Origin of the sequence: Nonomuraea cavernae, from assembly GCF_014646355.1 — a bacterium.
Classification (GTDB): domain Bacteria; phylum Actinomycetota; class Actinomycetes; order Streptosporangiales; family Streptosporangiaceae; genus Nonomuraea; species Nonomuraea cavernae.
This window is the reverse complement of record NZ_BMNH01000002.1, coordinates 115,233-137,969: the sequence shown is the minus strand read 5'-3', so window position 1 is coordinate 137,969 and position 22,737 is coordinate 115,233. Positions and strand designations below refer to the sequence as shown.

At 68.4% G+C, this 22,737-nt stretch carries 25 protein-coding genes; 6 read left to right on the top strand and 19 right to left on the bottom strand.

What is annotated here, in order from left to right:
- Positions 1-30 precede the first annotated feature (30 nt).
- The 5 genes from IEY82_RS04840 to IEY82_RS04820 all read left to right on the top strand — a co-directional run bounded on the left by IEY82_RS04840 (position 31) and on the right by IEY82_RS04820 (position 4,478).
- A complete protein-coding gene (locus IEY82_RS04840; protein WP_225262289.1) occupies positions 31-1,227 on the top strand; it encodes a bifunctional UDP-sugar hydrolase/5'-nucleotidase in 1,197 nt (398 codons plus the stop codon).
- Positions 1,224-1,757 (top strand): dCTP deaminase, encoded by a 534-nt coding sequence (dcd, locus tag IEY82_RS04835; protein WP_189122753.1) that lies wholly within the window; start codon positions 1,224-1,226, stop codon positions 1,755-1,757. The genes IEY82_RS04840 and dcd overlap by 4 nt, the downstream gene beginning before the upstream one ends.
- Positions 1,754-2,284: a dCTP deaminase gene (locus IEY82_RS04830; RefSeq protein WP_189122752.1), complete on the top strand. Its 531-nt coding sequence runs from the start codon at positions 1,754-1,756 to the stop codon at positions 2,282-2,284. Before dcd ends, IEY82_RS04830 begins: the two co-directional genes overlap by 4 nt.
- Entirely contained in the window at positions 2,281-3,366 is a 1,086-nt protein-coding gene (locus tag IEY82_RS04825; protein WP_189122751.1) for a glycosyltransferase family 4 protein, read from the top strand. Before IEY82_RS04830 ends, IEY82_RS04825 begins: the two co-directional genes overlap by 4 nt.
- Positions 3,367-3,446: 80 nt before the next feature.
- A complete protein-coding gene (locus IEY82_RS04820) occupies positions 3,447-4,478 on the top strand; it encodes a serine hydrolase domain-containing protein (RefSeq protein WP_189122750.1) in 1,032 nt (343 codons plus the stop codon).
- Between the two features lie 74 nt (positions 4,479-4,552).
- Here IEY82_RS04820 and IEY82_RS04815 read toward each other — a convergent pair whose 3' ends face one another.
- The 7 genes from IEY82_RS04815 to IEY82_RS04785 all read right to left on the bottom strand — a co-directional run bounded on the left by IEY82_RS04815 (position 4,553) and on the right by IEY82_RS04785 (position 12,811).
- A complete protein-coding gene (locus IEY82_RS04815; RefSeq protein ID WP_189122749.1) occupies positions 4,553-4,810 on the bottom strand; it encodes a holin in 258 nt (85 codons plus the stop codon).
- A gap of 70 nt (positions 4,811-4,880) precedes the next feature.
- The gene (locus IEY82_RS04810) at positions 4,881-5,693 is read right to left on the bottom strand and encodes a peptidoglycan recognition protein family protein (RefSeq protein ID WP_189122748.1); all 813 of its coding nucleotides are present in this window, start codon (positions 5,691-5,693) and stop codon (positions 4,881-4,883) included.
- Between the two features lie 35 nt (positions 5,694-5,728).
- On the bottom strand, positions 5,729-6,064 hold the full coding sequence (locus tag IEY82_RS04805) for a hypothetical protein (RefSeq protein ID WP_189122747.1): 336 nt from the start codon (positions 6,062-6,064) through the stop codon (positions 5,729-5,731).
- Complete coding sequence (locus IEY82_RS04800) at positions 6,057-6,731, bottom strand: hypothetical protein (protein WP_189122746.1); 675 nt, start codon at positions 6,729-6,731, stop codon at positions 6,057-6,059. The genes IEY82_RS04805 and IEY82_RS04800 overlap by 8 nt, the downstream gene beginning before the upstream one ends.
- A 66-nt stretch (positions 6,732-6,797) precedes the next feature.
- A complete protein-coding gene (locus tag IEY82_RS04795) occupies positions 6,798-9,575 on the bottom strand; it encodes a fibronectin type III domain-containing protein (RefSeq protein WP_189122745.1) in 2,778 nt (925 codons plus the stop codon).
- Positions 9,572-10,072, bottom strand: a complete 501-nt coding sequence (locus tag IEY82_RS04790; RefSeq protein ID WP_189122744.1) for a hypothetical protein — start codon at positions 10,070-10,072, stop codon at positions 9,572-9,574. Before IEY82_RS04790 ends, IEY82_RS04795 begins: the two co-directional genes overlap by 4 nt.
- Before the next feature lie 9 nt (positions 10,073-10,081).
- Positions 10,082-12,811: a hypothetical protein gene (locus IEY82_RS04785; RefSeq protein WP_189122743.1), complete on the bottom strand. Its 2,730-nt coding sequence runs from the start codon at positions 12,809-12,811 to the stop codon at positions 10,082-10,084.
- 15 nt (positions 12,812-12,826) lie between these two features.
- Here IEY82_RS04785 and IEY82_RS04780 point away from each other — a divergent pair, with 15 nt between their 5' ends.
- A complete protein-coding gene (locus IEY82_RS04780) occupies positions 12,827-13,732 on the top strand; it encodes an AbiTii domain-containing protein (protein WP_189122742.1) in 906 nt (301 codons plus the stop codon).
- A 12-nt stretch (positions 13,733-13,744) separates the two neighbouring features.
- Here IEY82_RS04780 and IEY82_RS04775 read toward each other — a convergent pair whose 3' ends face one another.
- From IEY82_RS04775 to IEY82_RS04720, 12 genes are all read right to left on the bottom strand, one after another.
- Entirely contained in the window at positions 13,745-14,617 is an 873-nt protein-coding gene (locus IEY82_RS04775; RefSeq protein ID WP_189122741.1) for a hypothetical protein, read from the bottom strand.
- Between the two features lie 2 nt (positions 14,618-14,619).
- The gene (locus tag IEY82_RS04770) at positions 14,620-16,818 is read right to left on the bottom strand and encodes a phage tail protein (RefSeq protein ID WP_189122740.1); all 2,199 of its coding nucleotides are present in this window, start codon (positions 16,816-16,818) and stop codon (positions 14,620-14,622) included.
- A 38-nt stretch (positions 16,819-16,856) separates the two neighbouring features.
- Complete coding sequence (locus IEY82_RS04765; protein ID WP_189122739.1) at positions 16,857-18,851, bottom strand: phage tail protein; 1,995 nt, start codon at positions 18,849-18,851, stop codon at positions 16,857-16,859.
- A 263-nt stretch (positions 18,852-19,114) separates the two neighbouring features.
- Positions 19,115-19,594, bottom strand: coding sequence for a DUF7426 family protein (locus IEY82_RS04760; RefSeq protein WP_189122738.1), 480 nt, complete (start codon positions 19,592-19,594; stop codon positions 19,115-19,117).
- A 3-nt stretch (positions 19,595-19,597) separates the two neighbouring features.
- Entirely contained in the window at positions 19,598-20,068 is a 471-nt protein-coding gene (locus IEY82_RS04755; protein WP_189122737.1) for a phage tail tube protein, read from the bottom strand.
- A gap of 71 nt (positions 20,069-20,139) precedes the next feature.
- Positions 20,140-20,595, bottom strand: coding sequence for a minor capsid protein (locus IEY82_RS04750; protein ID WP_189122736.1), 456 nt, complete (start codon positions 20,593-20,595; stop codon positions 20,140-20,142).
- The gene (locus tag IEY82_RS04745) at positions 20,592-20,954 is read right to left on the bottom strand and encodes a minor capsid protein (protein WP_225262290.1); all 363 of its coding nucleotides are present in this window, start codon (positions 20,952-20,954) and stop codon (positions 20,592-20,594) included. Before IEY82_RS04745 ends, IEY82_RS04750 begins: the two co-directional genes overlap by 4 nt.
- Positions 20,951-21,265 carry a hypothetical protein gene (locus IEY82_RS04740; RefSeq protein WP_189122735.1) on the bottom strand — a complete coding sequence of 105 codons (315 nt, stop codon included), beginning with the start codon at positions 21,263-21,265 and terminating at the stop codon, positions 20,951-20,953. The genes IEY82_RS04745 and IEY82_RS04740 overlap by 4 nt, the downstream gene beginning before the upstream one ends.
- On the bottom strand, positions 21,262-21,642 hold the full coding sequence (locus IEY82_RS04735) for a hypothetical protein (RefSeq protein ID WP_189122734.1): 381 nt from the start codon (positions 21,640-21,642) through the stop codon (positions 21,262-21,264). Before IEY82_RS04735 ends, IEY82_RS04740 begins: the two co-directional genes overlap by 4 nt.
- A 3-nt stretch (positions 21,643-21,645) precedes the next feature.
- Positions 21,646-21,996 (bottom strand): hypothetical protein, encoded by a 351-nt coding sequence (locus IEY82_RS04730; RefSeq protein ID WP_189122733.1) that lies wholly within the window; start codon positions 21,994-21,996, stop codon positions 21,646-21,648.
- Complete coding sequence (locus tag IEY82_RS04725; RefSeq protein WP_189122732.1) at positions 21,989-22,276, bottom strand: hypothetical protein; 288 nt, start codon at positions 22,274-22,276, stop codon at positions 21,989-21,991. Before IEY82_RS04725 ends, IEY82_RS04730 begins: the two co-directional genes overlap by 8 nt.
- A 10-nt stretch (positions 22,277-22,286) precedes the next feature.
- A complete protein-coding gene (locus tag IEY82_RS04720) occupies positions 22,287-22,664 on the bottom strand; it encodes a hypothetical protein (RefSeq protein WP_189122731.1) in 378 nt (125 codons plus the stop codon).
- Between the last annotated feature and the right edge of the window lie 73 nt (positions 22,665-22,737).

Here is a 22,737-nt window from a genome sequence, read left to right as displayed (position 1 = left end):
ATGGCGGCGGCTCGAAGCGTGGACGCTGTCATGGTCACCACCGATGTGCATTCCTCGCTGGAGAATCCGGCTCCCATGCTCGCCCACCTCCACCATGCCCGGACGCGGTATCTGGTTGCCGACTGCGGCGACTGGTTCGAGGGCAGCGGCTACTACACCCTCGGGGGAGGCGTCGTGGAGCGGCACCTGCTGGGCAGCCTGTACGACGTCATAGCCCCTGGAAACCACGGCTGGCGACTCCACCTGACTGCCGCCCTGCGCCCGCTGACGGTGTGCGCCAACGTCACCGACCCGGCCGGCAACCTGCTGTGGCGGCCTCTTCACGAGGCTGTCGTGGCCGGGCGGCAGGTAGCGGTCACTGCGGTCATCGGAGAGCAGGCGTTCGCGGCGATCCCCGCCGCTGAACGAGCCGACGCGCGCCTGCTGGATCCCGCTGAGGCCCTGCGTCGGCTCATGGGCGCCCACCGCGCTGACGCCTGGATCGTGCTGAGCCATTCCGGCTACGACCATGATCTCCACCTGGCTGAGGCATGCCCCGGTGTGGATGTGATCTTCGCCGGGCACTGCCACAGCGACCGGTACGAGCCCACGGCCGCTGGCAGCGCCTGGGTAGTCAAGGGGCACGAACTCGGCATGGGCTACGCCCTGGCCCGCCCCACCGACCACGGCTGGCAGGCCAGCGTGCACCGTTTCCCGCACGCGAACCAGGTCCCCGCCGCTCTCAAGCCGGTCATGGCGCGGATTGAACGGATGCGCGGCCAGTTGGCCGAACCGGTCGGCTCGCTCACAAGCGCGTTCCGCAACCGGACGCTGATCCGGGCAGAGCTGCTGACCGCTGTCGCCGCCGACCTACGCCTTGTGTCCGACGCCGACGCCGTGGTGCTCAACCAAACCTGCCTCCGCACCGCCGACCTCGGCAGCGAACTGACCAGGGGTGACCTCCTCACGATCGAGCCGTTCGGCAACCAGCTCGTCACCGCGGCCATCTCTCTGTGGTTCGCCGACAATCCCGCCGCGCTGGTCGCCATGCTCACTGATCGAGCAGGCCCGATCATCACGGACCCGGCACCGCTCCCGCCGGGCCTGCACCGCATCCTGACCACCAGCTATCTGGCCACCAACTTCCTGGATCCCACAAAGTCACACGCCGGTCCGCGGCTTGCGGAAGTCGTTCAGCAAGTCCTCACCGGCGACTACCCCGACCAGAAAGGCAGGCGCAGACGGTGATCCTCACCGGCCCCGAGATCACTGCCGCCGTCCGCGACGGCAGGGTACGCATCGAACCCTTCATCTCAGGCCAGGTAAACCCGAACTCCTACAACGTCCGCCTGGGCGAGACCCTGATGATCTACACCGACCGCGTCATCGACGCCCACCGCCACAACCCGACCCGCAGCCTGCGCATCCCCGACAGCGGATACGAGCTGCAGCCAGGCGAGCTGTATCTTGGGCACACCCAAGAGCAGGTCGGCAGCGACATCTTCGTGCCGCTGCTGTTCGGCCGCTCCTCAGTAGGGCGTCTCGGCCTGTTCGTCGAGATCACCGCGCCGATCGGTGACATCGGCTTCCACGGCCAATGGACCCTGATGCTCTCGCCCATCCGGCCACTGCGGGTCTACGCGGGCATGAAGATCGGCCAGATCATGTTCTTCTTATCCGTTGGCCCCGTTGACCTCTACCACGGCAAATACCAGGACGCGCGCGGCCCGCAGCCGTCCGGCTACTGGCAGGACCCGATCCCGGCGGTGGCGTCGTGATCCTGACCGGACCTGCGATTGCCGCTGCCGTCGCCGCCAACGAAATCGTGATCGACCCGTTCGAGCCTGAGCGGCTGTCCCCGAACGCCTACGACTGGCGGCTGGGGTACACGATCCGCGTCTGCGACGGCAACCTCGACGCCGCCGCCCCCACCAGCTTCCGCGAGATGACCATCCCACGAGACGGGTTCGTCCTGATGCCTGGCGAACTGTATCTCGGGCTGACGGCCGAGCGGACGGGTAGCGAGCGCTACGCCCAACTACTCAACGGCGACCGGACCATCGGAGCTCTCGGCATCTGGGTCCACGTCTCCGCTCCACTCGGCCACGCCGGGCACGCCATCCGCTGGACCCTGGAGATCCGCGCCGCCCGGCCGGTGCGCATCTATCCCGGGATGACCTTTGGCAAGCTCGTCTTCCTCCAGACTTTCGGCGGCCCATCCAGCTACCAGAACGCGGGCAAGTACCGGACCACCCCAGGCATCGACATCTCCCATCTGTACGAAGAAATCGGAGGCAGCCTGTGAGCCCCGTGATCACCGCGCTCGACCTGCCCGCCGGCAGCCCCGGAGGTAGCGTCGAGCTGCTGTATGACCTCTACACCGGCGTTGCGCCGCCGATCGCCGCGCAGGTGTTCATGCTCGCCCCCGAGTCCCCCGAGGTGAAGGCTCCGGCAGGCATCCGGCTGGTGACGGCACGCGGGAAATGCGTGAGCGGGCCGCCGTTCTGGAGCTACGTCGAGCACCTGCGCCGAGCGCTCGACCCGCACATCAACCGTGGCGAGGTCGCCGCCGTCCATTTGCAGCACCTCACGTTCGGCGCCACCCCTGCCCTGATCGGCCTGCTCCCCAAGCACCCGCGGCTCGTCCTGGTGCATGGAACCGACCTGATCTTCGCCGCGCGACACCAGACTCAGCGGCGTGTCCTCCTCCATGCCGTAAAGGCCGCCCGGCGCATCGTTGTCCCGACTGCGGCCATGGCCGACATGCTCGCCCAGCTCACGGAGGTCCGGGGCACCGACATTGTGCAGATCCCGTGGGGCATCCCCGACGAGCTCCTGCACACCCCACCCCAGCGGGCAATGCGCCAAGGGGCGTTGCGGCTGCTGTACGCCGGTCGGCTGAGTTCCGAGAAAGGCGTTGCTGCGCTCGCCCGTGCGTTGGCCGATGTCGGTGGCCTGCACCTGAGCGTCGCCGCCCCAGCAGCCGAGTACGCCGCCTGCAAGGCCGACCTGGCGCGGACGGGCTGCCGCCTGTCCTACCTCGGTTGGCTCCCCCGGCGGATGCTGTGGCGCGTCTTCGCCGAACACGACCTGCTGCTCATGCCGTCCACCACGCTGGAGGCGTTCGGCCTGGTCGCCGTCGAAGCGCAGGCGTGCGGGCTGCCGGTGGCCTACCGGCCTGTTCCCGGCCTTACCGAGGTCGTGGGCGACTCCGCGTTGCCTGTAGACCTGGCCGACTCCGCCGCCCTGGCCCGCGTCCTCGCTCAGGCCGAGGCTGACCCGAGCATGCTGGACGACCTGCGCGCCGCCGGCCGACGCAACGCCGCCCGGTTCCCGCTCAGCGCCACGGCCACCGCACTCACGGACCTGACCGCGCAAATCGCCTGACCAGCTCCAGGCGAGGATCCGGCAGGTCTACGGCCCATGTCACTACGCTGATCACGAGACACCCGATCCTGAGGACACCGATGGCCCTACATGACAAGATCGCTCAGCTTCTCGATGGCGGCGTTCGCGACCAGGTGTTCCCAGGCGCCGTGTGGGGCATGGGCGACGCGGACGACCTCACTGACGCTGGTGTGTGCGGTCTCGCCGACCCGGCCGATCCGGCCACCGCAATGCAGCTCGACACCGTCTTCGACGTGGCCAGTCTCACCAAGATCGTGGCCGTATGGGCGGTCATCGGCAGCCTGTGGGAGGAGCAGCGGCTAAGCCTGGATGACGCCATGGCTGCTCTGCTGCCTGAGCTGGCGGACTATCCGCTGGGCCAGGTGACCGTCCGGCAGTTGCTCACCCATACCGCCGGTGTCCCTCTACGAGCCAACCTGCGGGCGCTTTATGGGACCGACCCGCGCGCGATCGAGGACGGCGTCCTCCAGGAGGCGCTGCACCAACAGCCGGGGCAGGCCGTCGAGTACACCGACCGGGCCGCGCTCATCCTCGGCTTCCTCGCCAAACGTCTCACTGGCACGTCTTTGGACCGGCTCGCCGAGACGCGGATCTGGCATCCGCTGGGGATGCGTAACACCTGTTTCGGCCCTCTACCGCAGAGCGCGGCGGCCCGGTGCGCACCCACCGAGTACGACGAGGCCACGGGCGCTCATCTCAAGGGGGTCGCTCACGACTACTCCGCGCGCCTCCTTGGCGGCGTCTGCGGCATCGCGGGCGTGTTCTCCGTGCTCAGTGATCTGGCCCGCTTCCAGCAGCATCTGCTCGCGCCCGGCATCGCTGGGCCGGCCGGTTTCGGCGCGGCCTGGATCAAGGAATCTCTGCAGGTCCACACCGGCGAGCTGACCCCTCCTCGGGGCCTGTTCTGGTACCCCGCCGACAGCGCCGACGACCACGTGTACGTCCACTACGGCTTCACTGGCACCGGCATGTGGATCTCCCCCAAGGGGGATCGGTGGGCCGTGCTGCTCACCAACAAGATCCACTACAGCCGAAAGCGCGGCCCCCTCATGGACATCCGGAACGCTTTCCGCGCGCTTGTCTTCGACTGACACAAGATCGGAAACGCGAAAACGCCCCGCTCCTTCCGCGACGGGAAGGAGCGGGGCGTGCAGGTGCGCGGCTGCTACCGCTGGTCGGCCGGGAGGTCCGGCCGTGGGGTGTGCCTCGCCTTCCAGCCGGCGACGGCCGCCAGCGCGGTCGGCAGCAGCGGCAGGGTGATCGCCTCCACCCAGTCGGGCAGGAACGAGATGAGCGACGGATCGGCAGCGACTACCTGCAGCACCGCCATGCCAGCGACACCGGACAGGTAGGCGGTCAGGGTCATGGCCTTGACCTTGGCCTCGACCGGGCGGGTGTACGTGGGGTCCGGGTCAGCATGCATGCGCCCCTCCTCAGGGACAGGCCCGCCACCACGGCGGGACGATCGGTTAATGACAGCGATATTGCTCGCGTCAGGTGAGAGCGGCCTCCCAGCAGGCGGCGTCCCAGACCAGCGGGTCCAAGCCGGACGGGATCTTCTTCGTCGCCTTGAACTGCTTGACCTTCTCGATCAGGTCGGTGTCATGCGGGTCGTAGGTCATGTTGTGCAGGTTCGTCGGCTCGTACCCTCTCGCGAAGAGGAGGCCGCGCATGGTCTTGACGTGCCGGTGCTCGTCGCCAGGCTTCAGGATGGGTAGGTTACGCACCAGGGCCTCCGTGGTCTTCGGGATGGGCTGGACAGGCTTGACAGGCGTCGGAGTCGCGGACGGCGGACGCGGAGCGCCCTTCTTCACCCACGCGTACAGCGGGCCGCCGGGGCAGCTCGTGGCGAAACCGTCCCGATGCCCCTTGATCTCGTTGCCCGCGTTGCCCTTGTCGCGCAGGTACTCGATCGCGTCCCGGATGCCGTGCAGCAGCAGGTCGTTCGGCTCCGTGAAACCCGACGAACCGACCAAGGCAAGGACGGCGTAATGCGAGGTGTTCAAGCCGCTGCCGTTCGCGGCCGGCAGCGCGTGCGGGCCGCGGCCGACGAACACCCGCCGATGTGGGCACGCGACCAGGCTGTAGGCCACGTCGATGTACGGCTGCTCGCGCGCCCCGGCCATGTGCTGGGCCTGGATCTCCTTGACGAGCTTGCCGCAAATCTCGTGATCGGTGACGATCTTCGGGTCGACGTGCCCGCCCGTGTAATGGACCTTCACCCCTTCGGCGCCGGGGATTCTGGTGTAGGCCCCCCTGGGGGTAGTCGCTCCCCACGTGCGACGGCTGACGAGCTTGATGCTCACGGGTACCACCCTTCTTGTTGATGTCTCCTGGCTGATCACCTTTGGGTGAGCTGGATCAGCGCGATAACCGTGCCCGCCACGGCGACCAGGACCGTCACCACGGCGATGATCTGCCGTGTCCGCTCGGTGAACTGCGAGCGCGTCACGGCCTCCCGCTCCACCATGTCCAGGCGGGCTTCCAACGCGACGTACCGAAGGTCGGCCGACGCGCGGTCCTGCTCGACGCGCTTGACCAGCTCGGCGTGCCGGTCGTCGACCTGATCGAGGCGCTGCAGAATCAACGCCGTGCTGCCGTTGGTCCGCTCGAACCCCAGATCAACCGCGCCGCGCAGCTCCGCCAGCGCCAGCGCCAGGTTCGGGATCTCATCCACCAGCCACCGTCCACGGCTTGCGACCCATCCAGGTTGCCGGCGGCTTGACCTCATACGTCGGCGTGGCCGGCGCGGCCCGGTTGTTGCGGTACCATTCCACCGCCAGGCGACGCGCCTGCACCCGGGCGGGGTCCAGCCGGGCGCCGGTTTTGACCGGCGCCAGCGGATCCTGTGGCGCGGTCACTTGCAGGCCGACGTAGTCAAGCACGCCCTGCCGGAACCGCTGGTTCTCGGGCAGCATCTGTACCCGGTGCTGCTTGACCGCGTCGATCCGCGCACGGTGCGCGGCAAGCCGTTCGCTGTCGGGCACGCCGGGCGTCCAGCATGTGGGCAATCCGTGCGTGGCTTCCAGCTGCGCGGCCACTACGGGATTCAGCCGGGCCAGCGCGTCGTCCGGTGATGGGATCCACGGCTCATGCAGGACGATGTCGAGCAGCGTCGTCATGTCGTCGGGGTCGATCCCATACTCGGCGCACCGCCACTCGAACGTGCTGTGCGGGATGATGTGCATGTGCGGCACGCCGTCCGGCCGCACCCGGCTGATCCCCCACATCGGCTCAGCGCCGTCGTGGCTCGGACGCTGGTCGGGCTGCTCGCCGCCGGCCTGCAGCAGGCTGGTCGTCGAGTAGCCCAGCTCTGCGTCCCAGATGGTCCAGATTTCGGCCACGCAGGCACCCCCTCAGGCATAAAGGAAGCCGGTAAGTGCTTGCCCTTACCGGCTTGGTGATGATCGTTAGTGGCGGTGTGACCACCAGTAGAAGGCTTTGCCGGAAAACACGCCGCCGCCCGCCGACCAGCCGAAGGAGAAGTCGGTCTGGTTGGACAGGTCGAGGCACCAGTAGAAGTTCGGGTTCTCCGCACCGTCGCGGACCGTCGCGACCGGCCCCATGTTGGAGGCCATCGTCGGGCCGTAGTGGACGGTCGCTCCCCCGGTGTCCGGCGGGACCACGCCGCTGCCCGCGTGCACCGCGTCGTAGGAGTCCGCCGTGTTGGTGTCCCACACCCGCCCTCGCAGGTAAAACCTGCCGGTGCTGTTCGTGTGGATGTACGTCTCCGTCGAGGAGATGCCATCGGAGTATCCGTAGCGGCCGTACCCCTCGGCGATGTCGAGGACTCCGCCGTTGGCGCCGGATCCGGACGCGTTCCGGATCCGCAGCCGGATCAGGCCGGCGGCGACCTGGAACTCGGCCCGCGCGCTGGCGGACTGGTTGGTGCCGGAGGTGATGAACGTGGTGGTCTCGCCTGGATACAGCCCATCGACGGCGTAGAAGCGGCTGTAGTTGGTGTTCCCTGCCGGGTAGAAGCGCAGGTCCAGAGTGGAGGAGTCGAGCACGAACCGCTGCCCGGTCACCGAGCTGCGGACAACGCCACCGGTGATCGTCTTGCCGGTAATCGCATCAGCGGCGATCTTCACTGCGGTGATCGCGTTCGCGGCGATCTTGTCGGCCTCGATCGCGTTCGCCGAGATGTGCCCGGCCTGGATCGCCCCGGCCTGGATCTTGTCGGCCTCGATCGCGTTCGCCTGGATGTGCCCGGCCTGGATGGCGAGGGCCTGGATCAGGCCTGCGGTGATCGACCCGGCGACGATCTTCGCCTCAGCAGGGATCGACCCCGTGATGATGTGCTCGGCACCGTCGATGACCTCGCCAATCAAATCCGTGTCCACCAGCGGCACCGTGGCGATCACCCCGGACGGAGTGGCAGCCGACTCGTTACCCGACCGGTCGATCGCGGTCAGCCACACCTCGCGGGCCTGCCCGTACGGCTGATCCGGGATCACCACCACACCGGCCGCCGTCAGATACCCGACCTCAGCCGCGCCAGGAGCGAGCGGATCCTGCATCCACACGCGGACCCGCTCGAAGTCCACCGGCATCGTCGCGCCGCCAGCGCCTCGGCCGTCCCACGCGACATGGATCACGCCGAGCCGAGTCGTCAGCGTCGGGGCCGACGGCACCGGAGGAGGAGTCGCGTCGTCCGGGACAACGACAGCAACCGGGTCGCAGAACACGCCCTTCGTGCCGTCATTGCCGACACCTCGTACCTTGAAGGCGTACTCCTCGTTGACGAGCAGCGGAGACACATCCGCCGACACGTCACCGGACGCGGTCTGCGCCACCAGGTACCACAGCTCACCCTCAGCGTTCGGCCTGGCGTAAACCTCGTAGCCGTCGATGTCGAGCGCGACCCCGTTGACGTCCACGATCACCGGACCCCACGTCACCACCGCGAGGCCCTGCGCGTAACCGGCCGCGTCCAGATACGCGACCGGTTCCACAATCAGGCCCGGCGGCGCGGCCGGGACACGGCCGCTGGAGTCCGGGGCCGGCGTCGCCCCCGAACCGCCCGACGACACCCCGCCCGCGAGAATGCCCGCGCTCCTGCGGGCAAGCTTGATGTCGTCCTCCAAGAACCGATCATTCAGCACCAGGTTGCCGCTGAGCCTGCCGTCGCCGCTCCGAGACAACGTGATCTGCCGGACCCGGAGGCCCTGCATCACGCCCTGGTCGCCGGGCGCGCGCACCTGATCCCCCGGCGCGTAGTCGACCCACGGCAGCCACCGTGCAGCGCCGAACGTCACCGCCCGAGTGATCTGCACCCGCTCCCCCGCCGCGCGGCCCAGAGCGGCCTGCCCCAGCGCGGTAGCCGTCCCCGAGTCAGACACCCCGCCCTGCTGCTGATAGGTCTCCCAGCGGCCCCACGGAGCTGCCGCCGAGGGGTTGGTGACCTCCTGCGTGAACCCGTTCTCGCCAGCAATAAGGATTGCGGTAGACACATCCTCCAGCGTGGCGTCATCCGGGGCCTGGTCGACGTCCCGGCCGAGCCGCAGGTCGACCAGCGCCGGGCCCGACGACCGATCCACGGCCATCACGCTGCCCTCGTTGAACACCTGCAGCTCGCGGCCGCGCATCCGCCAGTCGATGACGCCCTGATCAGAAAGGTTGAGCAGCAGCGTCAGCAGGTCGACGCCAGGCTCTAACGCGAGAGTTAGGGTGGCCGCCCACGCCTGGCCGCTACTGTCGATGCTGCTGCTGAACCCGGCGGTCATGCCCGCCAGCGCGCCACGACCCTTCGCCTCATCGATGAGGGTCCGCAGCACCGCACCCACCGGCACCGCGTTGAACTGGCGTTTCCCATCGACCATCCCGGTAGTCGGGTACAGCACGGCCTTCTTGAAGGCCCAGGCGTAGCCGGGGCAGGTGTAGCTCCGCTTCCCGGCCTGGTCGGTGACGTCGGAACCACGCTTGATCCGCAGGAACCGGCCGCCGTCCGGCTCGACCCAGTCGCCGCCCGCCGCGTACTCCACCGCAATCTCGCACGGCTGCGCGAGCAGATCCTCCCCGGTCGCGTACGACGTGTAGTCCACTCGCAGCGACGACACATCGTTCAGCGGGTGCCCGACCTCGAACGACAGCGGGAACGGCAGCAGGCCCAGACGCGGCCCGTTCGGCGCGTACGCCACCAGCCGCAGCCCGTATCGGGGCAGATCAGCGGGCAGGATCACGCTCACCGGCCACCTCCGTTCTCCGTGTCGGCCTCGTGGGCGAGCCGGTATCGGTCCATCTCCATGCGGATCGTCGCGCTCCTGACGGGGTCGATCCGCGTCCGATCTCGGATGACCTGCAACGGATCAGCCGTCGTGGCCGCGCGGCCGGTCCCGGCTGCCGCCGTGGTGACGACTCCGTACTTGGCCTTGCAGGTGGCCAGTTGCTCGGCCACCTGCGCGCGAGCGGTGGCGACGTCGACCAGTGCCGGGGACGGCATGTCCAGTTCCCCGGCCGCGTGCGCGTGCGCGAGCAGCGGCGCATGCAGGATCACATCCAGCGCCTCATCCGCGCTGGTCAGGCCGTACTCCGCAGCCCGCACCTCGACAGCTTCTTTCGGCACGTACGAGACGAATCCCGCGTCCGGGTCACCGTCGACCGGCTCGTACGTGATCAGCCAAGCGTCCTCACCGGGACTGATCACCTCTCGGACCTCAGTGATCCGCCACTGCTCAACCGGCATCGCTTCTCCTCACATCCGCCAGGCCCACATGTTCAATTGCACGGTGAAGACGGTCGGCGCGCCCAGACTGCTTTCCGAGCTGCGGAGCGAAAAGTTCGTGGTGGTCGGGGTCCGCATGTGGAAGGCCAGCCGGTCCGGGATGGGGTTGTCCGCCGTGAACACCACGCGCGGCACCGTCACCATCGTGAATGTCCAGTTCACTGCGTACGACGCGCCGCCCGACAGCGACACCGACCGCATGAGCAGCCCGGCCTCACTGCCTGAGAACGACCATTTTCCGGCGAACTCGGTCGACGCGGCCGAGAACTTGAAGCGCTGCAGGTTCGCGCTGACGTCGTTGTAGCCCACCTCGAGTTCAGCCGGTTTCGCGAACAAGTAGCCGCCGCCGGCGAGGCCGGTCGTCGGATTGACGATGGCGATCCGGTAGTCGGTCGCCGCGTGGATCACCCGGCACTGCGCGGTGTTCGCCCCGTTCACGCCCGACACGGTGACGATGGTCGCCTCACCGGCGTACATGGACCCGTCCACGTACATCCGCGCGGGGTTCGTCCCGGTGCCCGGCAGAAACCGGATCTCCGGCTGTGTCGCCCCGGTCGGGTTGATCACGAGCCGGTTGCCGATCAGCCCGGTCGCGAGCTGCCCGACGATGCTCACTGCGCCGGACGAGGAGACCAGCACCGTCTGTGTGCCGCCCGCGTCGTACGCGGCCAGCCCGTCGTCATTGAGCTCCACCCGCGCCGCGATCGGGTCCCCGGCGACGATCCGCGTGGCCAGCGCCAGGATCGCCTCCAGCTTGTCGGCCGTGACCGCGTTGGCCGCGATGTTCCCGGCCTCGACAGCACCGGCCGCAAGCCGGTCGGTTGTGACAGCGTTCGCCATCAGGGCGCCCGTACTGATCGACAAGTCGGCGGCGTCTCCGTTGACAAGCTGCACCGCGGCGATCACCGCGCTCCCGGACGGGGCCGACTCATTACCGGCGTGGTCGACTGCGGTCAGCCAGAACTCGCGGAGCGCGCCGTACGGCTGGTCGGTGACAACGACCGACCCGGCCGCCTGCAGATACCCGACTTCGGTCGCGCCAGGGTCGAGCGGGTCTTGCATCCACACCCGGACCCGGTGGAAGTCGGCCGGCATCGGCGCCGGTCCGACGCCGATCCCGTCCCACGCGACATGGATCACGCCGAGCCGGGTGGACAGGACAGGGGTGGTCGGCACGGGCGGCGGGGTGACGTCATCCGGGATGGACACGGCGTACTCGTCGGAGAACACGCCCTTGACGCCCTGCGACGTGGCCCGGACCTTGAATGCGTACTCCTCACCGACGAGCAGCGGACTGTAGGTCCCCGTGGTGTCGCCCGGCTCTGTGGTTGCGACGAGGAACCACGGCGCGCCGACGACGTTGAACCGCATAAACAGCTCGTACGAGTCGATGTCGATCGCTTCGCCGTTGACGTCCGTGAGGACGGGCCCCCACGTGGCGGTGATCTGGCCCTGCGCGATCCCGGCTGCGTCCAGGAAGGCGGTCGGGTCCACGATCAGGCCCGAGGGTTTAGCGGCCGTACGGCCACGCGGTGACGGCGGGGCGGGTTGCGCCCCGGAGCCGCCGGACGCGGTCGACCCGCCGACGATGCCGGCCGTGCGGCGCGCGAGACGGATCGACTGCTCCAAGAAGCGGTCGTTCAAGACCACGTTGCCGCCGATCACACCATTGGCGTCCTTGGTGAGCGTGATCTGCCGGATCCGCAACGGTGCCAGGATGCCGCCGCTCGCGGGCGCGATGATCTTGTCTCCCGGCTGGTAGTCCCGCCACGGCAGCCACCGCGCCCCGGTCGGCGTGATCTCTCGGGTGTGCTGCACCCGCTCGCTGGAGGCGCGCAGCAACGACGACTCAGCGAGCAGGAACGCGGTCCCCTCGTCGCTCACGCCGCCCTGTCCGATGTAGTTCTCCCACCGGCCCCACGGCAGGACCGCGCTGGAGGAGTACGACCGGCGGAACCCGTCGTCGCCGACGACGAGCACGGCGGACGCGGCGTCCTCCAGGGTGCCCGTGTCCGGGGCGTCGAGCACGTCACGGCCGAGCAGCAGGTCCACGCGAGGTGCAGTCGTCAGGTCGCGCGCCAACTCGGTGTCCGCGTTGTAGACGTGCAAGGTCCGGCCCTGCATCCGGAAGTCGACGACGGACTGCTCAGCGAGGTTGATCAGCGTCGTGAGCGCGTCCAGGCCCGGCTGGTAGTAGATCGTCAAGATCTTCGCCCACGGCTGGCCAGCGCTGTCGTGGGTCGTGTCGAACGTCCAGTCGAGCGCGGGCAGCGCGCCACGCGCCTGCGCCTCAGCGAGGAACGCCTGCAGGATGCTGCCGGGCGTCGCCGAGGTGAACCCGCGCTTGCCGTCGACCAGCGGCGCGGGCCCCGCGTACAGCACGACCTTGCGAAGCTGCCAGCCGTAGCCGGGCAGCTCGAACGTGTCGACGCCGGTCTCGTCGGTGACGTCCGTGCCGCGCCTGATCAGCAGGAACCGCGCGTCCGGCGGTTCGACCCACGTCTTCCCGTCTTCCGACCATTCCACGGCGACCTCGCGCGGCTGCGTGAGCAAGTCGGCGCCGAGGGCGTGACGGCTATACCGCAACGTCATCGCGGGCACGTCGTTCAGCGGGTGCCCGACCTCGACTGACAGCGGGTGTGGCAACAGGCCCAACCTGGTGCCGTTGGGGGCGTACGCAACCAACCTGAGCTCGTACACGGCACTCCACTTCTGGTGCAAGACACCATCCAGGCGCGGGACACTGGAACGGTGTCGACTGCTTCCCCGACCCCCGAGAACGGGGCATCCCTACTCGACCGGATCGAAAACGCGGCGCTGGACCGAAGCGTCCCGCTTTCGGATGCCCTGCGTATATGCATCGCGCTGGGAGGCCGTGTAGGGTCTACCGCCCTGCGAGATTGGGCAAGTCATGAGCTCAACGGCTACGCGGGCAAGAAGGACCTGCCGGACTATCGCATCGTGCCAGCGTCCCTCTTCATGGACCAGACGAACGTGGCGGGTCTCAACCGTCTGTCGCAACGAGTCAGCCCGCAACTTCTCAGTCGGGATCTGCCCGAAGGCGTGCTTGACGGGATCGACGAGGAGCTCCGCCTGCCTGACCCGATCAGAACTCTCGAAGAGCATGCCAACGATCACGAGGATGAACTGCGTTTTACCTTCGGCAACTCAGAGATGTTGGCGCAGTTCCTCACCGGTCGCTGGCAGCAGAACGGCTCGATAAGGCCGAACATTGTTGTCGCCGCCGTCTACTGGAAGATCCCTCGTCCTGTGCTGCTCGGCGTGCTCGACCGGATCCGGACGGCTCTGGTTGTGCTCGTGGCAGAACTTCGTGAGGCCACTTCTGCAGGCCAAGAGTTCCCCACTCCGGCCGATACGGACAAGGCACTCAGGAAAGCGGTTGGAGACATCAAGATCGAGGGTGATCACAACACCGTGACCGTCCAGATGAGTGATTCTGGGGATATCACAGCCAGAGTCAATGAGCTTGTAAGCAGCGACGGTGGTGCCAGCAACCGTAAGGTGTGGCCCCTTATAGGTTGGTGGATCGGAATTCTGATCGCGATTGTGGGAGCCTATGCCGGGCTTGGCCAATGGCTGAACTGGCCAGCACCATGGTGAACCGCGCCAAGGTCACAGGTAGGAACGACGAGCCCGAATCTCGAACTGAGATGCTGCCGACGTGCCAGAGGCCGTCGTATCGACCAGGACGGCCCGGGAGTGCGGGTCACCCACCGCCATGGCCGGGGTCAGGTGCAGCCAGCGGAACGCGCTGCCGGGGCCGGTCGCGTTGATGTCGCTGGTCACGTCCGTCCCGGCGTCAAGGTCCCATGTGTCCGTCGTGACGATCGCCGCCGTCAACCGGCCGCAGTCGACCAGCAGGTGGTGGCCGGCCTGCACTGTGTCCGTGTAGGCCACCGTCCCGCCGGTCGCCACGTCGCGTACAGCTGGCTGGACGGCCGGGCCGGTGACCTGCAGCACCGAGTCCACGATCGGGCCGGTGCTGCCCGCCAGCGGCGTGACGATCTGGCCCGCGCCCGGCAGCGTCCCGGTCCAGGTCGAGTCGGCTTCGTCACGCCAGTACACCTCCGGGATCTTCACCACGGCGGTCAGCCGGGCCATGGCCGCACCCGCGAAGTACTCCGGTTCCGATGTCGCCTCCACGGTCACTCCGGCGACGCGGACGATCGACCCTGTCACCCACTTGAGCACCATGAGCCGGTGCCGCGTCCCGAGCAGCGCGCCGAGCGCTTCGAGGTTGTGCTCCATCTGCTCGGCCCCGCCGTCCGCGCCGGACGGCGTGTACGGGTAGACGGTGAACGCCAGCCCGAGCGTTGCCGCCTCATGGTCCAGGCCGAGGACCGGCAGGTCACCCGACCGGCCGGGCACGGCCAGGTTCACCGTTCGCACCCCCGGCAACGGCCGACGCTGGGTGCCCTTCTTCAGCCGCCAGCACCCCGCCGGATGGTCCAGGGGCACCCCGTCCAGGATGTACGTCGCGGACATCGTCACACCACCCCCATAGCGCCAGCCATCTGAAGGCCGCGGTTGATCGTCTGCGATGACGGCTCAGCGACCGGGTTGATCGAGGTCAGGTTGATGACCACTCCCCCGCTCCGGCCCGGCCCGCCGCCCACGGCCGCGCCTGGACTGACCGATGCGGACAGATCCGGCGCGAACGCCGCGGTGAGTTGCCCGGCGATGCTGCGGGCCGTGCGCATCACCTCGCCGGCCGACTGCTGCATGCCCTGCGCCATGCCGAGCATCGTGAACCCGCCGATCTGCGCGAACACGCGGCTCGGGCTGGAGATGCCGAGGGCCTGCCGCACCCAGTCCGGCATGATCGAGGAGAAGAAGCCGTACAGGGCGTTCTTCAGCCAGTCGTACATGCTGACGACGCCGGTCCAGACGCCGGTCATGATGGCCTGGCCGATGCCGCTCGTCACGGAGCCGATGTCGCCGACCGCGCGTACGATCCCGCCCGGCAGGTCGGCGAAGAAGGCCACGAGGGTGCCGCCGATCCACCGGCCGATTCCGGTCACCAGGTCCGGGATGATCGAGTGGCCGATCAGCACGTCGTACAGCCAGCCGAACAGCTGGGCGACGCTCTGCACCATCGTGGACACGATGGTCGTGACCATCTGGAACGCGGGGCCCAGCAGTGTCGTCAGGCCCTGTGCGATCAGGGAAACCAGGCTGACGACCTGTGGCAGCACCGCGCCCGACAGCTGCACCAGAGACGGCAGAAGCGGCATGACGGCCTGGAGAATCTGGATGAACCCCGCCGCGAGTTGCATAAGCAGCGGGGCCAGCGCCACGGTGAGCTGCACGGCTTGCGGCAAGATCGACGCTCCGAGCTGCAGAAGCATCGGCAGAATCGGCGCCACGGCGGGCAGCAGCGCGGAGAACGTCTGCACGAGCTGCAGCGTCACTGGCGACAGGTCGAGCATCGCCTGCATGAGCTGCACCCCGAACAGGACCACGGCCTGCGACAGCATCGGCAGAATCGGCGTGACGGCCTGGACGAGCACGCCGAGGGCCTGTACGAGGACGCCGCCGAGGACCGCCGCGACCTGCCCGGCGAGCGGCAGAAGAGGAGCCAGGGCTGGGAGCAGCGCGGACGCGAGCTGTGCCACCAGGTCCGCCAGCGGGCCGACCAGCGGCACCACGGCGAGGAGGAACTGGCCGAAGGCCGTCGCGATCTGGCCGACGACCGGCTGAAGCCGCGCCAGCACCGGAACCAGCGCGCTGGAGATGATCGACACGGCCTGCACGATCACTGGCATCAACGCTGTGGCGAGCACCGCTACGAGCTGCAGAAGCGGAGGAAGAAGCGGTGCCACGGCGGCGACCAGCTGGCCGACGCTCACCAGCAGCTGGGAGATGGCTGGGGTGACCTGCACGATCGCGGACAGCAGCGCCCCGGAGAGGGCCTGCACGATCAGTTGCAGAGCGCCCAGCACCGGGCCGAGGAGCTGCCCGGCGACCTGGACCAGCCCGGCGATGAACGGGCCGAGGATCTGCAGGAGCCCGCCGACGCCGAGCACGAACTGGGCGAGCAGGCCGGAGTTCGCCGCGAAGGCGGCCGTGATCGGAGCGAGGAACGCGGAAACCTGCCCGGCGAAGGTGCCCATCGCGCCCGCCAACTGCGACAGCATCGGGACGATGGCCGCGATGATCTGCCGCACCGCCGGGAGGATCGGCACGAGCACCTGCACCAGCGCCGTGGTGAACTGCGCGATCAGCGGCGAGATCTGCTGGAACATGGCCGCCAGCTGCGGGGCGATCATCTGGGTGAAGATCGTCTGCAGGTTGCCTGCCAGCTGTATCAGCGGCTGCTCGAACGTGGCCGCTGCCGCCTTCAGTTGCGCCGCGACGGTACTCGCCATCGAGGCGAACGCCCCCTTGACGCCGTCAGCGGTCGCGGCTGCGGCGATGCCGATCGCGGCGATCCCGCCGACAAGGCCGACGAACGCCCCGGCGGCCCCGACCGCGACCGCGGACGCGGCCACGCCGAGCCCGGCGAGTGCCGCGCTGGCCACCGAGGTCGCAAGTGAGATCGCGGCGCCGGTCTTCGCGATCTGGGCGGCCCCGTCGTCGAATCGGCTCGCCATGGCGCGCAGCGCGACGACCGCCCGGCCGAGGCCGGGGGTGAGGTTGTCTCGCAGGGAGATCGTGGCGAACAAGTCGCCGACGTTGAGCGCCACGCCTCACCTCCCTGAGGTTCGTTGGCGGGTGGGGGAGGTCAGGAGAGAAGGCCGACCGCTGCGGCGTACTGCAAGCCGCGATTCATCGACTTGCTGGTGGGTTCGGCCTGCGGGTAGTGGTTGTTGATCGTCATGTGGATCTGGCGGCCGTCGCCGCCACTGCCGGAGCTCGCCGGCGCGGCGGGGTCCGCCGAGGCCATCGGGGCGAGCTGGGACGCGCTGATCACCTGCGGCGCGGGTGTCGCGTAGCGCTGCACAGTGCTGGCCACCCTGCTGGCCATGCTCTGCAGGAGCTTCTGCTTGGAGGCCATGCCGTTGATCAAGCCCTGCACGTTCTGACGGCCGATCTCGGCGAACACCTTGGACGGGCTGGAGATGCCGAAGATGCCCTTAACCAGGTCGACCGCGCCGCTGGCGAGATTCTTGATCGTGTTGAGGAAGGCGTCCCAAGCCTTGATGAAGCCGTCCTTGATCCCGGCGACGAGATCGCTGCCCAAGGTCCACAGCTTCTTGAAGACCCCGGTGATCGTGTTGCCGAAGGTGACGACGCCGTTCTTGATGGTCGTGAACGCGCCCGAAAAATCCCCGGTGAGTAGCTTGGCCAGGGCGGTCACGATGCTGATCACCAACGGGAGGATGGACGTGCTGAGCTGGATCAAGGGCGGAAGGAACGGCGTCACCGCGCCGACGACCTGGGCAAACACGGTCGCGAGGAACTGCAAGATCGGGTTTAGCGCCTGGATCAGTTGCAGGATGGGAGGCAGGAGCGACTGCCCCAGCTGGACAAACACCGGAAGAACCGGAGTGAAAGCGGTCATGATGGTCGAAAGGGCCTGAACGAGGGCGCCGCCCAGCGCTGCGGCGATCTCTGCCACCAGCGGGATCAGAGGTGTTATCGCAGGTAGAAGCGCTGACGCCAAGGTTCCGACGAGCTGCGCGATGGGCGGCAGCAGAGGGAGCACGGCGGTGATCACCTGGCCGAAGGCAGTCGCCAACTGGCCAATGACCGGCTGAAGCTGAGTTAGCACGGGCTGCAGTGACGAGGCGATCGTCTGAGCAACCTGCACCAACACCGGCATGAAGGCGTTGGCCAAAGTGCCCGCGAGCTGCAGAATCGGCGGCAGAAGCGGAATCAGCGCAGCCACGATCCCCGCGAAACCCGTGAGCAGCTGACCGATCAGCGGCCCAAGCTGCACCAGGACGGGAGCCAGCTGCGCGGACAGCGTGGTCGCGATCAGCTGAAGCCCGGACATCAGCGGCCCGGACACCGACCCGGCAAGCTGCACCAGAGCGGCCAGCAGCGGCCCGAGAGCCTGAAGAAGACCGCCGACCCCTGTAACCAAGGTGGCCAGCAAGCCGCTGTTCTGCGACAACGCGGCCGACACCGGCTCCAGAAACCCGGCGAGCTGGCCACCGAACTGTCCGAGAGATCCGGCGAGCTGGCTGAGCAGAGGAGTGGTCGCGCCCACGATCCCCTGGATCGCGGGCAGCAGAGGCGTGAGCAGCTGCCCAAGACCGGCCGTGAACTGGCCGATCAAGGGTGAGATCTGCTGGAACATGCCCGTCAGCGCCGGGGCGATCTGCGAGCCGAACATGCCCTTGAGCTGGCCCGCTGCCGCGATCAGCGGCCCCTGGAACACCGATGCCGCGTCCGCGAGCTGCCCCTTGACCGACGCACCCAGGTCGGCGAAGGCCGCCTTCACGGCCGGTGCGGCGGCGGCCGCGGTGATGCCGATCTTGGCGATGGCGAGCGTCGCGCCCGCGAACACGGCCGCCAGGCCGCCGCCCACCGCGACGCCGGCCGCGCCCACCCCGGCCAGCAGCGCGCTGCTCTTCACACCGGCTGAGGCGAGGGACTTGCCCGCCGAGGCGACGGTGCTCGACATACGCGTGGCCGCCATGCCAGCGGCGACCATGGCGGCCTCGATGCCGGTGGCGTGAACCTTGATCCCCGCGACGGCCTTGCCCAGCGGGCCCGACATCTTGTCGCGCAGGCTCAGGGTCGCGTACAGGTCGCCGATCGACAGAGCCACGGTTCACCTCCCCGGGTGGTCATCTGCTGCGAGCAGTAGCGCTTGCAGCTACGGCACTGGTCAGTCGAGAGCGCGGCCACGCGCACGGCTGGCCGTCTTGTCGGGGGGTGGGGCGAACTGGCGGCTGAGCCGGGTATCAGCCGTCAGCAGGCCGAAAATCTTCGTGCGGAGCCACCGCCAGGTGCGGCCCGCCATCAGACCGGGCTCTTCGAGGTCGATCCCGTAGTGGCTGTGCAGATCGGCCTCGATGAGGTCCCAGTGGCTCAGGAGGTCTTGCCACGTGAGCGCTGGGCCTGCCGGGACGGGTTCGTACCACTCCCAGAGCCCCGTGACCGGGTCGAACTCGCCGCCGCCTCTGACGCGGCCCGGTTCGGGGCGAGGGCTTCCGGGTCGCCGCCGGAGTTCCAGAACTTCATCGCGGCGTCGACGTCGACCGCGATCCACAGGAACGTGGTGACGCCGCAGTGCTTCAGCACCGGCCACGACACCTTGGCGGCGAGCAACTGGTCATAGACCGGGCCGAGGCAGCGCTTGTAGAGGTCGGTCTCCTGGTCGTCGTCCAGGTCCGCCAGGTCCGTCAGGTCCGTTTCCTTGCCGGACGCGGCGGCGACACCGGCCTGCATGAGCCTCTGGCACAGCAGGCCGGTCTCCGCAGTCGGCGCGGGAACGGTGTAGTCCTTGCCGCCGACCGGCAAGGTGAGTGTGTCGTCGAAAAACTCGTCGAGGGCCTTGAGCTTTGCCATGGGTTACGCCGCCACCGGGTTCTCGATCTCCTCGGGCTTGCCCTGGCCGAGTAGTTCGACCTCGAAAGGCTCCAGGTCGGTTGTCTCGCCGCCAGCGCCCTTGTAGTCGACTCCGGCGCGTCCCTCGAACGCGTCGGGCGATCCGTCGCGACGGTACCAGCGGCAATGCACGTCCGCGCCGGGGCCGACGACGAGACCGGCCTTGCGCAGGAACTCCTGCCCAGGGTCGGGAACGAACGTCGTGGCGTCGGCGTCGCGCTTGCGGTTGCCGTTGAGAGTCAGGGTCCAACCGCGCTGGGTGACGACCTGGCTGGCCCAACCGTCGCCGTCGAAGTCCGAGTCATCCTCGGTTTCGGTGTTGATCTCCTCGGCGAACTCGGTCAGGCCCTTGACGGGCGTCCAGGTCGGTGCAACGGGTGTGCCGGTGTTGATCTCGACAACCCAGTCCTTGGCAAGCAGGCTGCGCAGCGTCATCTCATCTCCTTGTGAGCGCATGAGGAAGCCGCCAGCACTACTGCTGGCAGCAAGGGAAGAAAGGGGGAAGGTCAGTCCCGGTAGGTGGAGGGCCGGACGCACCGCAGCTCGTAGCTGTCGGCCCGCTCCACCCGGCCTGAGCCGTCCCGCGTGTGCGGGGCGATGATGCGCCGCTGAGCCAGCAGCACGAACACGCCGGTCGACAGCCGGCGGTTACTCAAGCCGTGCACCGCGTTGAACACGGCGTCAGCCAGGTCGTCAGCGACGCGCGGGTCCGCGCCGCCCCGCATCCGGAACTGCACCAACACCGACGAGTCGGTCTGCTCGATGTCGTCACCGGCCTGGCCGAGGCCGTACGTCGCGAGCGAGATGGCCAGGTCCGGAGCGGACGGCAGCCCACCGACCGTTATCGCGGTCTGGGCGGCGGTGTAGATGCCGTCCGGGTTCCAGTCGCCCGCGCCAGCGTCCTCCAGGAGCTGGCCAAGCCCCGTCAGCAGCAGCCGAGTCCAGCCCTGCGGCGGCGTCACCGGAACAGCTCCTTGAGCTGCTGCGCGATCAGCGCTTGCACCGCGGAGGCTTCCTCTTCCAGCGCCTTCTCCAGGTACTTCGCTTCGCGGCCGGGCGCGTGCTTCCAGTCGAGGTTTTCGTGCTGCGCCACGGCGTACGGCTGGCTGTAGCTGATGGAGGCCCGCATCTCGTCGCGGTCGACCGCCGTGTCACCCGAGTTCTGCAGGTGACCCTCCTGCAGCGGAACCCTGGTGTTCGCGACGTTCAGGACGTGCAGCGCCGCGTCCTTGAGCACCCGGGCGGCCACCGTCTTGGTCTCCTCGTTGAAGGCGACCGGGTTGAGGTGCATGTCCAGCTTTACGTCGATGCTGTCCTTCACTTCAGCGCCACCTCCACATGATCGGGTGTGGGCAAGCCGCCGCCATCGCGGATCAGCGACGTGATGGCCGTGGTCGACCGGCCGTTGACCGTGACCCGGCTGCCGGGCGGGCACACGACACCGGGCTTGAAGTACACCGTCGTGTCGGACACGATCTCCAAGCCGTTGGCGTCCCGGACGAGCTGCCGCTTGTCGTCGGCCAGGCACGGCTCCGTCACTTCAGGCCCGTACACCGGCCCGTACGCGCCTTCGCCGATGAGCGGCTCGATCGCCGCCGTGTGCCGGAACATGAAGTCCGGGATGCTGGTCACCAGGTCATCACCGCAATCAGGAACCCGGCCCGGAGCAGGATCGACACGGCATCCTGCGCGTAGCGGGGCGCGGTCCCGTCCTTGCTGTCCACCCGCGCGAGTCGGACGGACCCCATCGACACGTCCTTGAACGCCGACGCCGTGCCGAACTCGTCGCCCACGGCGAGCGTCCAGGCGGCCTGGACGCAGGTCGCCTGCATCATCGCCTTCTTGAGCACCGGATCGAGAGCGAACTCCTGGTCGTCGACCTCATAAATGGCTTCGGCCAGCAGCTCGTCAACGCGTTCCGACGCCCGCGCGAGCCGCCGGTCAATGTCGGCCGGGCCTGACTGCCCGGTGTAGTCGAGATACTCCTCCGCCGTGGCGTAGGTCGGCATCGGCTACCCCGCAGGCAGTTCGAGGACGTGGACCGTCAGCCCGGCCGGGGCCGAGTAGTCCAGGTAGACCTTGCCGTCGCTCTGGTTGTAGATCGCGGGCAGCGGCGGGATCAGCACGTCCCCGTCATCCGCCGGGATCGTGTACGGCACGTCGGGCAGCGGTTGCCCTTCGACCTCGCCGGGGATCTGCACCGTGACCGTCCGCGGCGCGGCATTGGTGTTCTTCACGCGGACCATGCGGCGGCCGTTGTTGACGAACGCGTGCCCGTCCGTTGCGGCGGGCGTAGGCAGCGCAGCCGCCAGGTCGTGACCGGCGCGGGTGATCTTCGTGACTGGCAGGTCGGCTCTAGGCATCGTCGTCCTCCTCCTGGCCGAACTCCTTGACGAGGGATGCCTTACTGAGGGCGCGAGCGTCCCTCTCGGGCATGCCTCTGGAGATCGCGTATTCCATCCACGCGGCCTTGTTGTCGGTGTCGAGCGGTCGCGACGGCCGAGCCAGGGGCGCGGTCACCGGCTCGGCCGGCTGCTCGTCCGGGGCGTCGATCAGCAGCCAGTTCGGCAGGCCGTCCAGCCGGGCCGACCGCTGCGGCGTCTCGTAGATTCCGCCGGTGTTGCTGTTGCGATACACGTACACGCGCGCCGCCCTACGGGTTCACTCGGAAGTCGACCTGCACGACCACCTCGGCCGGGCTACCGGCAGGGGCGGCGGTGACCACCGACAGGGCGTCGCCAGCGGCGAACACCGCGTTCTGCAGGTGAGTCCAGCCCGCCCACGCGTCCGTGACGGTGGCAAGGGGCTCCGCGAGCAGGTCGCCGCCGTTGCGCTGCGCGTTCACGGTGCCGCCCGTCCCGCCTGCCCGGTAGGCGCGCACGGCGATAGCCGTGCAGGCGACCGGGAGCCTGGTCACCATGTAGGTGCCGGCCTTCCCCGCTGGGACGCGGTACTCCTTGGTGAAGGTGCGGACGGCGGACAGATCGACGTCGCCTGCCCGGCCGTCCACGCTGTTGACCTTGTGGCCCATCAGTGGCCCCTCCTGTGAGGCTGGGAGATGGAAGGCCCGCCCGTGGTGCGGGCGGGCCTGGTGAACGTACAAG

Excerpts from the sequence above, each read along its gene's own strand:
- IEY82_RS04840 (WP_225262289.1), top strand. The coding sequence starts at position 31 with ATGGTCACCACCGATGTGCATTCCTCGCTGGAGAATCCGGCTCCCATG.
- IEY82_RS04820 (WP_189122750.1), top strand. The coding sequence starts at position 3,447 with ATGGCCCTACATGACAAGATCGCTCAGCTTCTCGATGGCGGCGTTCGC.
- IEY82_RS04815 (WP_189122749.1), bottom strand. The coding sequence starts at position 4,810 with ATGCATGCTGACCCGGACCCCACGTACACCCGCCCGGTCGAGGCCAAG.
- IEY82_RS04790 (WP_189122744.1), bottom strand. The coding sequence starts at position 10,072 with ATGCCGGTTGAGCAGTGGCGGATCACTGAGGTCCGAGAGGTGATCAGT.
- IEY82_RS04775 (WP_189122741.1), bottom strand. The coding sequence starts at position 14,617 with ATGTCCGCGACGTACATCCTGGACGGGGTGCCCCTGGACCATCCGGCG.
- IEY82_RS04760 (WP_189122738.1), bottom strand. The coding sequence starts at position 19,594 with ATGGCAAAGCTCAAGGCCCTCGACGAGTTTTTCGACGACACACTCACC.
- IEY82_RS04755 (WP_189122737.1), bottom strand. The coding sequence starts at position 20,068 with ATGACGCTGCGCAGCCTGCTTGCCAAGGACTGGGTTGTCGAGATCAAC.
- IEY82_RS04735 (WP_189122734.1), bottom strand. The coding sequence starts at position 21,642 with ATGCCGACCTACGCCACGGCGGAGGAGTATCTCGACTACACCGGGCAG.
- IEY82_RS04730 (WP_189122733.1), bottom strand. The coding sequence starts at position 21,996 with ATGCCTAGAGCCGACCTGCCAGTCACGAAGATCACCCGCGCCGGTCAC.
- IEY82_RS04720 (WP_189122731.1), bottom strand. The coding sequence starts at position 22,664 with ATGGGCCACAAGGTCAACAGCGTGGACGGCCGGGCAGGCGACGTCGAT.